The following is a 15,016-nucleotide window of genomic DNA, read 5'->3' as shown; positions in this document are numbered from 1 at the left end:
TTTGCTGATACAGTGCAAAAAAGTGCAATTTAGTGGTGAAAAGTGCCATGAAATTGCTGTTTGAGTGCTGTCACAGTACAAAGGTGGTTTTACGTGTTCCAAGGGGCTTCGTCTCTCAGTCTTGATGCCAAGGGTCGCCTGTCGGTGCCGACACGGCATCGTGACGTCTTGAGTGCGACGGCTGCCGGACAACTCACGATCACCAAGCACCCCCACGGCTGCCTGATGGTTTTCCCGCGTCCGGAGTGGGAAAAGTTCAGGGAACGTATCGCTGCATTGCCGATGTCGGCGCAGTGGTGGAAGCGGATTTTTTTGGGAAATGCCATGGATGTCGAGATGGATGGCACCGGCCGCGTGCTGATCTCGCCTGAACTCCGGGAGTCCGCAGGTATTGCCAAAGACACCATGCTGCTTGGCATGGGCAATCATTTTGAGTTGTGGGACAAAGCGACCTACGACGAACAAGAGGCCAAGGCGATGCAGGGTGACATGCCCGACGTCTTCAAGGACTTTTCTTTTTAAGGCCTGACGGTGGAAGCTCCCCGGATCCATACCACCGTGTTGTTGAACGAAGCGGTTGATGCCTTGTTCAGTGACGGCGGCACCCCATTTGCCGCAGCGGCCCAAGCCACCTATGTCGACGCCACGTTCGGTCGTGGTGGCCACTCTCGGCTTATTTTGTCGCGCCTGGACGCTGATGGGCGCTTGATTGCGTTCGATCGCGACCCGGAGGCTGTGGCACAAGCAGCGCTGATCGACGATGCCCGCTTCTCTATCCGTCACGAAGGATTTTCCAATCTTGGGGTTCTGGCCGGCGGCAGTGTGGGCGGAATTCTGATGGATCTGGGGGTCAGCTCCCCCCAGATTGACAGCCCGGAGCGGGGCTTCAGCTTCCGCTTTGAAGGTCCTTTGGATATGCGCATGGACACCACGCGCGGAGAGAGTGTTGCCCAGTGGCTGGAGACAGCCGAGATCAATCAAATCACGGAGGTGATACGTGAATACGGTGAAGAACGGTTTGCTGGGGCAATTGCAAAGGCGATTGTTGCTCGCCGACAGGAACGGGGGGCAATTTCAACCACCTCCGAGCTGGCCCAACTCGTGGCTGACACGGTCAAAACCCGCGAGCCGGGCCAGAACCCTGCAACGCGCACATTTCAGGCTTTTCGGATTTTCATCAACGCCGAGCTTGAGGAGTTGCAACAAGCGCTAGAAGCCAGTCTCGAGGTGCTGGAGCCCGGAGGGCGGCTGGCGGTGATCAGCTTTCATTCGCTGGAAGACCGGATCGTCAAGCAATTTATTGCCAAACACTCGAAAGATGAATATGACCGGCGTGCCCCTTTTGCCGCACCTAAGGTCATGAAGCTCAAGGCGCTTGGGCGTATCAAGCCGTCGGCTGAGGAGGTCGCTGCAAATCCTCGCTCCCGCAGCGCCATTCTGCGCGTTGCGCAGAGGATGCCCGCATGATCCGCATCAACCTCGTGCTGTTGTTGGCGGTCGTGATCAGCGCCCTGTACCTGGTCGGCGTGCAATACGAGTCCCGCCGCCTGTTCACTGAGTTGGACAAGGCGCGTGCTGATTCGCGTCGCCTTGAGACGGAGTTCGGACGCTTGCAGGTGGCCAAGCGTGAGCAGGCCACTTCTGCCCGTGTGCAGCAGCTCGCACGCGACAAGCTCCAGATGCGCCAGGTGACACCTGCCATCACCAGCTATGTGACCTACACCGCACCGGCGACCAAAGCCGCTGCCGAAGCCTCTGTGCCTACGAAAGGTGCCGAGTGACACGCCGGGGCATCCAGTACACCTCCAGCCCCTTGCTGGCCAGCCGCACCCCTGTGTGGCGCAGCAAGTTTGTGGTGGGCGCCATTGCTTTGGGCTTTACCGGGTTGGTGGCCCGGGCGGCTTACATCCAGGTGTATGCAAATGATTTTTTTATTAAGCAAGGCGAAGTGCGCTTTGCCCGGACGATCGATCTCCCCGCGGATCGCGGCCGCATTCTGGACCGCAATGGATTGATCCTGGGGTCCAGCGTACCCGCGCCCAGCATCTGGGCTATCCCTGAGGATGTCGATCTCGAAAAAGGCCAGCTCTCGCAGCTGGCCAAGTTGTTGGATATGCCCGTGGCGGAGCTGTCCAAAAAGCTGGCTGACGAAGACAAAACGTTTGTCTGGATCAAGCGGCAGGTCGATGCGGACATTGCCAAAAAAATAGCCGAGCTCAACATCAAGGGTATTTATCAGCGCAAAGAGTACAAGCGCCAGTACCCGGAAGGCGAGGCTGCGGCCCACATCGTCGGCTTTACGAACGTGGAAGACAACGGCCAAGAGGGCGTTGAGCTGATGTTCAACAAAGAGCTGCTCGGTCGTGCTGGTATGCGCCATGTGATCAAGGACCGATTGGGTAGGGCGGTCGAGAATGTGGGCGAGGTGGTGCCGCCGGTGCCCGGGCGAGATTTGCAGCTCAGCATCGACAGCAAGGTGCAGTTTTTTGCGTACCAGAAGCTGCGGGATGCAGTGACCACCCACAAAGCCAAAGCCGGCAGCGTGGTGGTGTTGGACGCCATCACTGGCGAGGTGCTGGCCTTGGCTAACTACCCCAGCTACACGCCCGACAAGCGCAAGAACCTGACCGGTGAACAGCTGCGCAACCGTGCTCTGACCGACACCTTTGAGCCTGGCTCGGTCATGAAGCCCTTCACGGTGGGCTTGGCGCTCGAAACCGGTCGTGTGAAGCCGACCACGATGATCGACACGGCCCCCGGCACCATCACGATCACGGGCGCGACGATCCGCGACTCTCATCCCCACGGGATGTTGACGGTAGAGCAGGTTCTGCAAGTGTCCAGCAACGTGGGAACGACCAAGCTGGCCATGCAAATGCCCGCGAGCGAAATGTGGCAAACCTTTTCGCAAGCCGGGTTTGGCCAGAAGCCCCAAGTCGAGTTTCCCGGTGTTGTGTCCGGTCGCTTGCGCCCTTACAAATCGTGGCGCCCCATCGAGCAAGCCACGGTCTCGTACGGCTACGGCATGTCTGCGTCCCTGTTTCAAATGGTGCGCTCTTACACCGTCTTTTCACACGGCGGGCAAATCATCCCGGCCACCTTGCTGAAAACCACTACGCCTGCAGTAGGCGTACAGGTGTTTTCCGAGCAAACAGCCGCCCGCGTCCGGCATATGTTGAAAATGGCAGCCGGCCCCGGCGGGACTGCCCCCAAAGCCCAGACGATCGGCTACTCGGTAGGTGGCAAATCCGGTACCGCATACAAGCAGATCGGCAAGGGCTATGGCTCTGACGGCAACCGCAAATACAGAAGCTGGTTCGTGGGCATGGCCCCGATTGAAGAGCCCCGGATCATTGTCGGCGTGATGCTGGATGAACCAAGCGCTGGCAAATATTACGGCGGTGAAGTGGCTGCTCCGGTGTTCAGTGAAACGGTGCAACAAACGCTGCGCATGTTGGGTGTCCAGCCCGATATTGCCGTGCAGCCGCATATCCAGGCTTCGGCGGTCGAGGAGAGCTTCTGATGACGGCTTTCACCCATCCCGCCGCCGTGGTTGCCTGGTTGCGCGCGCGTGGCGTGCAAGGTCTGACGACCGACAGCCGTACCCTCAACGTTACAGATGCCTTCATTGCCTGGCCGGGCGTGGCGACTGACCCTCGCCGCTTCGTGTCAGCGGCGCTGAAGCAGGGCGCATTGGCCTGCGTGGTCGACCAAGACGGGGCCGATGCTTTTGGTTTTGATGCTGAAAAAGTAGCGCCATACGCCAACCTGAAGGCCGACTCCGGCCCGATCGCCGCCGAGTTTTATGGTGCGCCATCCCGCGAGTTGGCGCTGTTGGCAGTGACGGGTACCAATGGCAAAACCAGCACGGCTTGGTGGCTGGCGCAAGCCTTAGGTCAAGTCCAAGGCGCACAAGCCAAAGCCTGTGGCGTGATTGGCACTTTGGGTGTCGGCCGCCCGCCCGCGCTGAAGGCTACCGGTTTCACTACGCCGGATCCAGTGCTGTTGCAAAAGACACTGCGCAGCTTTGTGGATCAAGGGCTCACGGCCTGTGCTATCGAGGCCTCCTCCATCGGCATTGAAGAAATGCGTATGACAGGCACTGTGATTCATACCGCCATCTTCACCAACTTCACCCAAGACCACTTGGACTACCACGGCAGCATGGCCGCCTACTGGGCAGCAAAGCGTTCGCTGTTTGCTTGGGAGGGCTTGCGGGCCGCGGTGATCAATGTGGATGACGACAAGGGCCTGGAGCTGGCCGCCGAGCTGGCAAGTTCCGGCGTGGACCTGTGGACCGTCGGTGTGAACCGGCCAGCCCGATTGCAGGCGCGTGATGTATCCCATACCGCTAAAGGCCTCGCGTTCGATGTGGTGGAAGGCGCGCAAGTCATTCGCATGCAGTCGCACGTCATTGGCAGCTACAACGTGTCCAACTTGCTAGGCGTGCTGGCTACTTTGCGTGCGCAGGGTATTGCACTGCCCGAGGCGGTTGCTGCGTGCTCCACACTGCTGCCTGTTCCGGGTCGCATGGAGTGCGTGGGCGGGGGTGCTGCGCCTTTGGTGGCCGTGGACTACGCCCACACCCCGGACGCTCTGGACCAGGCGCTGCGCGCCTTGCAGCCCGTGGCGCGCAGCCGCGGCGGGCGCTTGTGGTGCGTGTTTGGCTGTGGTGGAGACCGCGATGCCACCAAGCGCCCCTTGATGGGCGCAGTGGCTGCTGCGCAGTCGGACCGTGTTGTGGTGACGAGCGACAACCCCCGCAGCGAAAGGCCTGAGTCCATCGTGGCGCAAATTCTTTTGGGTATGGTGGAGTGCCCGCACGTGGACGTGCAAGTGGACCGCGGCGCAGCCATCGCCCAAGTGATTGCCGAGGCCGCTGCACAAGACGTGGTCTTGCTCGCGGGCAAAGGCCACGAAGAGACCCAAGAAGTGGCCGGCACCAAGACGCCGTTTTCTGACATGGCGCACGCCAAGGCGGCGCTGTCACAGCGCCAGCCCACCCACGGAGTTGTTGCATGAGCCTGTTCATGACGCTGGCGGATGCCGCGCGCTTGTTGCCTGGTGCCCACTTGATAGGCAATAGCACGGCTGGCATTGCCCGGGTCCATACCGATACCCGCACCATTGAGCCGGGCGATCTGTTCGTCGCGCTCAAGGGCGAGCGTTTTGACGCCAACGCCATGTTGCACGAGGCGCAGGCCCAAGGTGCAGCCGCCGTGTTGTGCCATGCCGGTCTACCCGCGTCGGCCTACCCCGTAGGGCTTCCGCGACTCGAAGTGCCTGACACCAAGCAGGCATTGGGCGCACTCGCTGCTGCATGGCGCGCGCAGTTTCAGATTCCCCTGATCGCAGTCACCGGCAGTAACGGGAAAACCACCGTGACCCAGATGGTCGCGAGCATCTTGCGTTCCTATGCGCCGGATGGCGCCGCATTGGCCACGGTGGGCAATTTCAATAACGACATCGGAGTCCCACTGACCCTGATGCGCTTGCGCTCCGCCCACCGCATCGCCGTGGTCGAGTTGGGCATGAACCATCCCGGCGAAATCGCTAGCCTTGCGGCTATGGCTCGCCCGACGGTGGCGCTGGTCAACAACGCGCAGCGGGAGCACCTGGAGTTCATGCACACCATCGACGCCGTTGCGCGCGAGAACGGCAGTGTGCTGTCCGCCTTGCCGGGCGACGGCGTTGCCGTGTTTCCTGCAGATGACGAATTTGCTCCCCTGTGGCGTGGGCTGGCCGCAGGCCGCTCCGTTACCGGTTTTTCCGCCGCGTCGACTGGCGCTGAGGTGGTCTTGCAACATGCCAATTGGCAGGACGGCGCTTGGCAGGTACAGGCCCACAGCCCGCAGGGCATGCTGCAGTTCCGCTTGACTATCGCTGGCCGTCACAACGTCAAGAACTCGCTGGCTGCCGCCGCCTGTGCGTTGTCCGCAGGCGTGCCGGTCGCGTCGGTTCAACAAGGCTTGGAGGCCTTTTTGCCTGTTAAAGGCCGCTGCCGCGCCCTGCAGGTTCGGCATGGTGCCAGCGATTTCACCCTGGTAGACGACACCTACAACGCCAACCCCGATTCCATGCGGGCCGCCATTGATGTGCTGGCCGATTTGCCCGGCCCCCGTTTGTTGGTGATCGGCGATATGGGCGAGGTCGGTGAACAAGGCCCGGCTTTTCATGCCGAGGCAGGCCGCTATGCGCGGGCTGCAGGCATAGAGCATGTGCTGGCTTTGGGCGAGGCCAGTGCCTTCGCGGTGCAAGAGCTGCCCTCTGCGCGCCATTTCGCGACCGTGGAAGGTTTACTCCAAGCCGCGCACGCATTGGTGCCGGACGTGGCCAGCGTATTGGTTAAAGGCTCGCGCTTTATGCGCATGGAGCGTGTGGTGGAGGCTTTGTCGGCCCCATCTGCGCCGGAGGTGGTATCCGATGCCGCTTGATTTGTTTGGAGAATTTACATGTTGCTGAGCCTGGCCCAATGGCTGCAAGGTTTGTCCCCGGAGCTCGGGTTCTTCCGGGTGTTTCAGTACCTGACGTTCCGGGCCGTCATGGCTGCGCTCACCGCATTGCTCATCGGCCTGGTGGCCGGGCCTGTGGTGATCCGCCGTTTGCGCGCCTTGAAAATCGGCCAGCCAATTCGTGGCTATGGAATGGAAACCCACCTCGCCAAAAGCGGAACGCCCACCATGGGCGGGGTGTTGATCTTGCTATGCATCGCGATTGCGACCTTGCTGTGGGCGGATCTCTCCAACCGTTTTGTCTGGATTGTGTTGGTCGTCACGCTGGGTTTTGGTGCGATTGGCTGGGTCGATGACTGGCGCAAAGTGGTGCACAAAGACCCGGAAGGCATGCGCTCCCGGGAAAAGTATTTCTGGCAGAGCCTGATCGGCTTGTTGGCTGCGCTCTACCTCGTCTTCAGCATCTCTGAAAGCTCCAACCTCCGGGTCTTGGAGCTGTTTTTCAATTGGGTAGCCTCAGGCTTCGATGTCAACCTTCCGCCCAAAGCGGGATTGTTTTTGCCCTTCTTCAAGGAGGTGAGCTACCCCTTGGGCGTGCTCGGCTTTGTGGTCATGACCTATCTGGTCATCGTCGGCTCCAGCAATGCGGTCAACCTGACGGACGGCCTCGACGGCCTGGCCATCATGCCTGTAGTCATGGTGGGTTCGGCTTTAGGCGTCTTTGCTTATGTAACCGGGAGCTCGGTGTTTTCCAAGTACCTGCTTTTTCCGTACATCCCCGGTTCGGGTGAGCTTTTGATCTTCTGTTCGGCATTGGCCGGCGCCGGACTGGCGTTTTTGTGGTTCAACACCCACCCCGCGCAAGTCTTCATGGGCGATGTCGGGGCGCTGGCCCTGGGCGGTGCCTTGGGCACGATTGCCGTGATTGTTCGCCAGGAAATTGTGCTGGCCATCATGGGCGGCATCTTTGTGGCTGAAGCGGTGTCGGTGATGCTGCAAGTCACCTACTTCAAATACACCAAGCGCCGTTTCGGCGAGGGCCGCCGCCTGCTCAAGATGGCGCCACTCCACCACCACTTTGAAAAGTCCGGCTGGAAAGAGACCCAGGTCGTGGTCCGCTTCTGGATCATCACCATGTTGCTCTGCCTGGTCGGCCTCTCCACCCTGAAACTGCGATGAACACCCCCGAGCAGCCACATCCCGCAGACAGCCCCCTCACGCCGGTCGACACGACAGGCCGGCTCGCGCACGACCCGGCCTTGAGCGCCGCGGCCGTAGATTTGTCTGCTGACGAGCCGTTAGCCGAGGTAATGACGCCAGTCGATGTGCCTGTAGTTTCAGTTCCAGCTCCAGCTCCCATCGCTTTGCCCGTGACGCTGACTGCGGCCAAAGATGCTGCCGAGTTTGTGGCCCGCATTTTTGCGGATACCCAGGCGGACAGCACCGACGCCAAAGAGGCCGAGGTCGCCGCACTCGCTTCCGAAGCGGTTGCGCAAGAGGTGGTGTCCACCGATGCGCCCGCTGAGCCTGTGGTGTTTGCGCCCCTCGCCGGCCAGCAGGTGCTGATCCTCGGTTTGGGGGCTTCTGGTCTTGCCATGGCGCGCTGGTGTGTGCGCGCTGGCGCGACCAGCGTGACCGTGGCAGACACCCGTGACACCCCGCCCCAGCTGGCGGTGTTGCAACACGAACTGCCCCAGGTCCGCTTTGTCGCGGGGCCTTTTGACGCCAGCCTGGTCGAAGGACAAGGCTTGCATGCGGTATACCGTTCGCCGGGCCTGAGTCCTGCAGATATTGCTCCTGTTTTAGGAGCTGCTCGCGCAAGCTCTATCGCGGTTGGTGGCGAATTAAGCTTGTATTCGCAGGGTCTGGAGACCTTGCGGGCCCAGCGCGCTTACGCCCCCGCTGTTCTGGCGATCACCGGCACCAATGGCAAAACGACGGTCACCTCACTGACCGGTCAACTGATCGCCCATGCGGGCAAAACAGTGGCGGTCGCCGGCAACATCGGCCCGACCTTGTTGGACACCTTGACCCAGCACCTCGTGGCGGACACGCTGCCCGAAGTCTGGGTGCTGGAACTCTCCAGCTTCCAGTTGGATGCCGCAGGCAGTTTCGAGCCAACCGCCGCGGTCGTGCTCAACATCAGCCAGGATCACCTCGACTGGCACGGCAGCATGCAAGCCTATGCCGGCGCCAAGGCCCGTATCTTTGGCCAGCACGGCATGCTGGTGCTCAACCGCGAAGACGCGGTCGTCATGGCCATGCGCCCTGAGCCGGTGCGGGTCCGCCTGCAGCGGCCGCAAGAGCGGGCGTACATCACCTTCGGCACCACCATGCCGCAACGCCCCGGCGACTTCGGCATTGAGGAAGTCAACGGCATGGTCTGGTTGGTGCGCGCCCTCGAGGCCGACGAGACCCGCAAACGCCGCAAGGATGAAGAACAAGAGATCCATATCCAACGTTTGATGCCAGCGGACGCCTTGCGCATCCGCGGCCGCCACAACGCGAGCAATGCGCTGGCCGCTTTGGCTTTGTGCGCTTCCGCCGGCTGCTCATTGGCCGCAGTGTTGTACGGCCTGCGGGAGTACCGTGGTGAGCCGCACCGTGTCGAGCCGATTGGCGTGCTCAACGACGTGGAGTTCTTTGACGACAGCAAAGGCACCAACGTGGGTGCCACCGTGGCCGCACTGCAGGGTTTAGGTGCGGACCGCCGCATCGTGGTGATTCTGGGTGGCGAAGGCAAGGGGCAAGACTTTGCCCCGCTCGCAGGCCCGGTCGAGCGCTATGCGCGCGCAGCGGTGCTGATCGGGCGAGATGCCCCCTTGATCCGTGCTGCCCTCGAGCACACCGGTGTGCCGGTGTTGGATGCGGAGTCCATGGCCGCAGCTGTGGCGCTGGCTAATGCCAAGGCCCATGCAGGCGATGCGGTGCTGATGTCGCCCGCCTGCGCGAGCTTCGATATGTTCAAGAACTACGAGCACCGTGCCCAGGTGTTTTGCGAGGCTGTGAAAGAGCTGGCCTTGGCCAATGGTACTGAATTGGAGCAGCTCCTATGAAGCTGATGCCCCGCGCGCTCGCAGCCTGGTTTGCACCCAAGGAGGCCGAGGCCGCCGGTGCACTGCCAGTGCGCTTGGGCGGGCGTGGGTCTTTCTCTGCCAGTACCACGCCAGCGCAAGTCAAGGGCTTTGACCAACCCCTGGTTTGGGTCACGGTGGCGCTGCTGCTATGGGGCTTGGTGATGGTGTATTCCGCATCTATCGCCATGCCGGACAACCCCAAATTCACCTTCTACAGCCACACCCACTTTGCAGTGCGCCATGCCATGTCGTTGATGGTGGCCTTCGTCGCGGCGCTAATTGCTTTTCAGATTCCGCTGCAGACTTGGGAGCGCTTGGCCCCTTGGTTGTTTGTGGTGTCTTTGATCCTGCTGATTCTGGTGCTCGGTGTGGGTCGTGGCGTGAATGGCGCCAAGCGCTGGATCTCGCTGGGCGTCATGAATTTTCAGCCCTCCGAGCTTGCCAAATTCGCGGTGCTTTTGTATGCGTCGGACTACATGGTGCGCAAAATGGAAGTGAAAGAGCACTTCTTCCGCGCGGTTGCACCGATGGCGGTGGCGGTGGCGGTGATCGGCTTGCTGCTCCTAGCCGAGCCCGACATGGGTGCCTTCATGGTGATTGCCGTGATTGCGATGGGCATTTTGTTTCTGGGCGGCGTCAATGCCCGCATGTTCTTTCTGATTGCTGCGGTGATGGTGCTGTTGTTTGCACTCATGATCGCTACTTCCGAATGGCGGCGCGAACGCATTTTTGCGTACCTCGACCCATGGAATGAAAAGCATGCCTTGGGCAAGGGCTATCAGCTCTCGCACTCCTTGATCGCGATCGGTCGGGGTGAGATTTTTGGTGTCGGCTTGGGCGGCAGTGTGGAAAAGCTGCACTGGCTGCCAGAGGCCCACACCGACTTTTTGTTGGCGGTGATCGGCGAAGAGTTCGGTCTGGTCGGCGTGGTAGTGGTGATTGGCCTGTTCTTGTGGCTGACCCGCCGCATCATGCACATCGGCCGCCAGGCGATCGCCTTGGACCGCGTGTTCTCAGGGCTGGTGGCACAAGGCGTGGGCGTGTGGATGGGCTTTCAGGCTTTCATCAATATGGGTGTGAACCTAGGCGCCTTGCCCACCAAAGGCCTGACCCTGCCACTGATGAGCTACGGCGGCTCTGCCATTCTGATCAACCTCGTGGCCATTGCGGTAGTTCTGCGGGTCGATTATGAAAACAGACAACTCATGCACGGAGGCCGTGTATGAAGCAGAAAACCGCGCTCATCATGGCCGGCGGCACGGGTGGGCACATCTTCCCGGGCCTGGCAGTGGCGCAAGCCCTGATCGACAAAGGTTGGCGCGTCCACTGGCTGGGAGCCCCCGGCAGCATGGAAAGCCGCATCGTGCCCAGCCGCGGCATCCCACTGGAGTTGGTGAACTTTGGCGGTGTGCGTGGCAAGGGCTTGAAGACCCTGGCCTTTTTGCCATTCAAACTGTTGCGCGCTTTCTGGGAAAGCCTGCAAGTGGTGCGGCGCGTGCGCCCTGATGTAGTGGTGGGCCTCGGCGGCTACATCACCTTCCCGGGCGGCATGATGGGCGTGCTGTGTGGCAAGCCTTTGGTGCTGCACGAGCAGAACTCGGTGGCCGGCTTGGCGAACAAGGTGCTCTCCGGCGTGGCGGATCGGGTGTTCTCGGCGTTCCCGGGCGTGATGCCCAAGGCCGAGTGGATCGGCAACCCCTTGCGTGCCGAGTTCTTGAACCTGCCAACTCCCGAGCAGCGCTTTGCCGGCCGCAGTGGCCCCCTCAAGGTGCTGGTGGTGGGGGGTAGTTTGGGGGCCCGCGCCCTGAACACGGTGGTGCCGCAAGCACTTGCCCTGATTCCTGAGGGGCAGCGCCCCATCGTGACCCATCAAGCGGGGGAGAAACAAATTGACGAACTGCGCGCCAACTACGCCGCCGCAGGGGTGCAAGCCCATTTGACCCCGTTTATCGACAACACCGCCATGGCATTTGCCGATGCGGACCTGGTGATCTGCCGCGCCGGCGCCAGCACCGTGACCGAACTGGCCGCCGTGGGTGCGCCAGCGGCTTTCGTGCCTTTCCCGTCCGCGGTGGACGATCACCAGACCTTCAACGCCCGATTCTTGGTCGAGCAAGGGGGCGGCTGGCTGATGCCGCAAGCCACGCTGACGCCCGAATCCTTGGCAGAAATGCTACAAAAAACAGAGCGACCTGCGCTGATGCAGCAGGCGCTGGGAGCTAAAAAGATGCAAAAACTACATGCCACCGATGCGGTGGTCGCCGCCTGCGAGGAGCTGGCCACATGAAGCACGCAGTCAAACACATCCACTTTGTGGGTATTGGTGGTTCCGGCATGTCCGGCATTGCCGAAGTGCTGAGCAATCTCGGCTACGAGATTTCGGGCTCCGATCTCGCTGACAACGCTACCACCCGTCGCCTGGCCGCACTGGGTATCAAAACCTATGTGGGCCATGCGGCCGGTCACGTGACTGGTGCCGATGCAGTGGTCACCTCCACGGCGGTGCAGTCCGACAACCCCGAAGTCATCCGCGCCCGCGAGATGAAAATCCCCATCGTGCCCCGCGCGCTGATGCTGGCCGAGCTGATGCGCCTCAAGCAAGGCATTGCGATTGCTGGTACCCACGGCAAAACCACCACCACCAGCCTGGTCGCCAGCGTGTTGGCAGAGGCGGGCCTTGACCCGACCTTTGTGATCGGCGGCCGCCTTAACAGTGCTGGCGCCAATGCGCGCTTGGGCAGTGGCGACCACATCGTGGTCGAGGCCGATGAGTCGGACGCGTCTTTCTTGAACCTGCTGCCCGTGATGGCGGTGGTGACCAACATCGACGCCGACCACATGGAGACCTACGGGCACGATTTCGGCAAGCTCAAGAAAGCCTTTGTCGACTTTTTGCACCGCATGCCTTTCTATGGCACCGCCATTCTCTGCACCGACGACGCCGCAGTACGCGACATCTGCGAGCAGGTTACCTGCCCGATCACCAGCTACGGCTTCAACGAAGACGCCGAAGTGCGCGCTGTGAATGTGCGCGCCATGAGCGGCCAGATGCACTTCACCGTGCAACGCCGCAACGGCGTGGTGCTGCCCGACATGGAAGTGGTGTTGAACCTGCCCGGTCTGCACAACGTGCTCAACGCCTTGTCGGCGATTGCAGTGGCCGTGGAGCTGAACATTCCGGATGCAGCCGTCATCAAGGCACTGGCCGAGTTCAAGGGCGTGGGCCGCCGTTTCCAGCGCTATGGCGACCTCGCTTTGCCCGCCAAAGAGGGCGAATCCGGTGGAGTCGTCACGGTGATTGACGACTACGGCCATCACCCCGTCGAAATGGCAGCCACCCTGGCAGCTGCACGGGGGGCATTCCCCGGCCGTCGTTTAGTGTTGGCTTTTCAGCCGCACCGTTACACCCGCACGCGGGATTGCTTTGAAGACTTTGTGAAGGTCATTGGCGCTGGTGCCGATGCGGTGTTGCTGGCCGAGGTGTATGCCGCCGGCGAAGCGCCGATTGTGGCCGCCGATGGCCGCTCTCTCGCCCGCGCACTGCGGGTGGGCGGCAAGGTGGAGCCCCTGTTTGTGGACGACATCGCTGCCATGCCCCAGGCCGCCATCGACAACGCACGCGATGGCGATGTGTTGATCTGCATGGGCGCGGGTTCCATCGGCGCCGTGCCCGGAAAAATTGTTGATTTGCTACAAAATAAGGAGCTGCTCGCGCAGCAGGGACGGGCGCTATGAGCCAAAATAATCTAAATCTCGGCAAGGTGGCCGTGCTGATGGGCGGCGCCTCTGCGGAGCGCGAGGTGTCGCTGATGTCAGGCACCGGCGTGCTCAAGGCGCTGCGTTCGCAAGGCGTGGACGCCCACGCTTTCGACCCCTCAGAACGTGCGCTGGATGAACTCAAGCGAGAGGGTTTTGAACGCTGCTTTATCGCGCTGCACGGCCGCTTCGGTGAAGACGGCACGGTGCAGGGCGCACTCGAGTTGTTGGGCATCCCCTACACCGGCTCCGGCGTAATGGCCTCCAGCATCTCCATGGACAAGGTCATGACCAAGCGTATCTGGCGCTTCGAGGGCTTGTCGACACCCGCATGGCAACAGGTCAAGAGCGCCGCTGAAACCCATGCTGCGTTTGCAGCGCTCGGTGCGCCCATGATCGTCAAGCCTGCACGCGAGGGCTCGTCCATCGGCTTTACCAAAGTGATGACGGCGGACCAGTGCGATGCTGCCTACGCGCTCGCGTCGCAGCACGACAGCCATGTGCTGTGCGAGCAGTTCATTGCCGGCGACGAAGTCACCTGCCCGATCTGGGGCCCGACCTCCGCGCCTGAAGCGCTGCCTGTCATCCGCATCGTCGCGCCCGAAGGTAACTACGACTATCAGAACAAGTACTTCACCGACACCACCCAATACCTGGTCCCCGCTGGCTTGCCTGCCGGTGAAGAGGAAGCCATCCAGGCGCTGGTGTGCAAGGCCTACCAGGTGCTGGGCTGCCGCGGCTGGGCACGGGCTGACGTCATGATTGATGCCAAGACCCGCACACCCTACCTGCTGGAAATCAACACCTCACCGGGCATGACCGGTCACTCTCTGGTGCCCATGTCTGCCCGCGCCGCAGGCATCAGCTACGAAGACTTGTGTGTGCGCCTGCTGCAAAGCACCGCCACCGACGGGAAGGCCGACGCGTGAACTCTGCCGCCGACACACCGCTGGACGTCAAGCTCATGAACGGGACCGCTGCGCTCCTGTTCGTGGGCTTTGTCGTCCTTGCGGTCGTTGCCGGTGGCAAATGGTTGGGGCGGCTGCAGGTGTTTGCCATTCAGGGCATCACCGTGGCGGGGGATATGAGTCACAACAGTCCGTTGACGCTGCGCGCCAATGTGGCGCCCGGCTTGAGCGGAACCTTTTTCTCGGTAGATCTGGCCCGTGTGCGCGCTGCCTTCGAGGCGGTGCCATGGGTACGGCATGCGGTCGTGCGGCGCGAGTTTCCGAACCGCTTGCGCGTCGAACTGCAAGAGCATGTGGCGGTCGCCTACTGGGGCGATGAGCCCGAGCTGCGCTTGCTCAATAGCTTTGGCGAAGTTTTCGAGGCTAACGTGGGCGAGGTCGAGCAAGAAGAGCTGCCTAAGCTGAGCGGCCCTGACGGCGAAAGCGACGAGGTATTGCAGATGTACCGCACGCTGGCGCCTTCCTTTGCGGGCATGGAGCTGGAGTTGGAGCAACTGGAGTTGTCCGACCGAGGCAGTTGGCGCGCGCGCCTGGACGGCGGCGCCGTGATTGAACTGGGCCGTGGGGGGCCGGATGTCGTGGTGGAGCGACTCCAACAATTTTTGAAAACGTTGACGCAAGTCACTTCACGCTACGGGCGCGGCCCCGGATCGCTGGAGTCGGCAGACCTGCGTCACGTCAACGGATATGCCGTCAAGTTGCGTGGCGTCACCACGCTGGCAGCGGCTGATAGCGGCAAGAAATAGCGCAAACGGAGCAGGGC

Annotated in this window: 13 protein-coding genes; all 13 read left to right on the top strand. The window is 61.6% G+C overall.

What is annotated here, in order from left to right:
* Positions 1–93 precede the first annotated feature (93 nt).
* The 13 genes from mraZ to RAE21_RS12935 are packed head-to-tail and all read left to right on the top strand — an operon-like array spanning position 94 to position 14,999.
* On the top strand, positions 94–522 hold the full coding sequence (gene mraZ, locus RAE21_RS12995) for a division/cell wall cluster transcriptional repressor MraZ (RefSeq protein ID WP_313875080.1): 429 nt from the start codon (positions 94–96) through the stop codon (positions 520–522).
* 9 nt (positions 523–531) lie between these two features.
* Entirely contained in the window at positions 532–1,467 is a 936-nt protein-coding gene (gene rsmH / locus RAE21_RS12990) for a 16S rRNA (cytosine(1402)-N(4))-methyltransferase RsmH (RefSeq protein ID WP_313881713.1), read from the top strand.
* On the top strand, positions 1,464–1,781 hold the full coding sequence (gene ftsL, locus RAE21_RS12985; RefSeq protein WP_313881712.1) for a cell division protein FtsL: 318 nt from the start codon (positions 1,464–1,466) through the stop codon (positions 1,779–1,781). The genes rsmH and ftsL overlap by 4 nt, the downstream gene beginning before the upstream one ends.
* Positions 1,778–3,523 (top strand): peptidoglycan D,D-transpeptidase FtsI family protein, encoded by a 1,746-nt coding sequence (locus tag RAE21_RS12980; RefSeq protein WP_313875083.1) that lies wholly within the window; start codon positions 1,778–1,780, stop codon positions 3,521–3,523. The genes ftsL and RAE21_RS12980 overlap by 4 nt, the downstream gene beginning before the upstream one ends.
* Entirely contained in the window at positions 3,523–5,022 is a 1,500-nt protein-coding gene (locus tag RAE21_RS12975) for a UDP-N-acetylmuramoyl-L-alanyl-D-glutamate--2,6-diaminopimelate ligase (RefSeq protein WP_313881711.1), read from the top strand. Before RAE21_RS12980 ends, RAE21_RS12975 begins: the two co-directional genes overlap by 1 nt.
* Positions 5,019–6,434 carry a UDP-N-acetylmuramoyl-tripeptide--D-alanyl-D-alanine ligase gene (locus tag RAE21_RS12970; RefSeq protein WP_313881710.1) on the top strand — a complete coding sequence of 472 codons (1,416 nt, stop codon included), beginning with the start codon at positions 5,019–5,021 and terminating at the stop codon, positions 6,432–6,434. The genes RAE21_RS12975 and RAE21_RS12970 overlap by 4 nt, the downstream gene beginning before the upstream one ends.
* Before the next feature lie 18 nt (positions 6,435–6,452).
* Positions 6,453–7,631: a phospho-N-acetylmuramoyl-pentapeptide-transferase gene (gene mraY / locus RAE21_RS12965; protein ID WP_313875086.1), complete on the top strand. Its 1,179-nt coding sequence runs from the start codon at positions 6,453–6,455 to the stop codon at positions 7,629–7,631.
* On the top strand, positions 7,628–9,508 hold the full coding sequence (gene murD, locus RAE21_RS12960) for a UDP-N-acetylmuramoyl-L-alanine--D-glutamate ligase (protein WP_313881709.1): 1,881 nt from the start codon (positions 7,628–7,630) through the stop codon (positions 9,506–9,508). The genes mraY and murD overlap by 4 nt, the downstream gene beginning before the upstream one ends.
* Before the next feature lie 5 nt (positions 9,509–9,513).
* Positions 9,514–10,755: a putative lipid II flippase FtsW gene (ftsW, locus tag RAE21_RS12955; RefSeq protein WP_313882706.1), complete on the top strand. Its 1,242-nt coding sequence runs from the start codon at positions 9,514–9,516 to the stop codon at positions 10,753–10,755.
* Positions 10,752–11,816 (top strand): undecaprenyldiphospho-muramoylpentapeptide beta-N-acetylglucosaminyltransferase, encoded by a 1,065-nt coding sequence (gene murG / locus RAE21_RS12950; protein WP_313881708.1) that lies wholly within the window; start codon positions 10,752–10,754, stop codon positions 11,814–11,816. Before ftsW ends, murG begins: the two co-directional genes overlap by 4 nt.
* Positions 11,813–13,264: a UDP-N-acetylmuramate--L-alanine ligase gene (gene murC, locus RAE21_RS12945; RefSeq protein WP_313881707.1), complete on the top strand. Its 1,452-nt coding sequence runs from the start codon at positions 11,813–11,815 to the stop codon at positions 13,262–13,264. The genes murG and murC overlap by 4 nt, the downstream gene beginning before the upstream one ends.
* On the top strand, positions 13,261–14,214 hold the full coding sequence (locus RAE21_RS12940) for a D-alanine--D-alanine ligase (protein WP_313881706.1): 954 nt from the start codon (positions 13,261–13,263) through the stop codon (positions 14,212–14,214). The genes murC and RAE21_RS12940 overlap by 4 nt, the downstream gene beginning before the upstream one ends.
* Positions 14,211–14,999, top strand: a complete 789-nt coding sequence (locus tag RAE21_RS12935; RefSeq protein ID WP_313881705.1) for a cell division protein FtsQ/DivIB — start codon at positions 14,211–14,213, stop codon at positions 14,997–14,999. The genes RAE21_RS12940 and RAE21_RS12935 overlap by 4 nt, the downstream gene beginning before the upstream one ends.
* Positions 15,000–15,016 lie beyond the last annotated feature (17 nt).

The organism is Rhodoferax potami, assembly GCF_032193765.1.
In the GTDB taxonomy this organism is placed as follows: Bacteria; Pseudomonadota; Gammaproteobacteria; order Burkholderiales; family Burkholderiaceae_C; genus Allorhodoferax; species Allorhodoferax potami.
The sequence above is the reverse complement of the archived record's forward strand: the minus strand, read 5'-3'. Positions and strand labels throughout refer to the sequence as shown.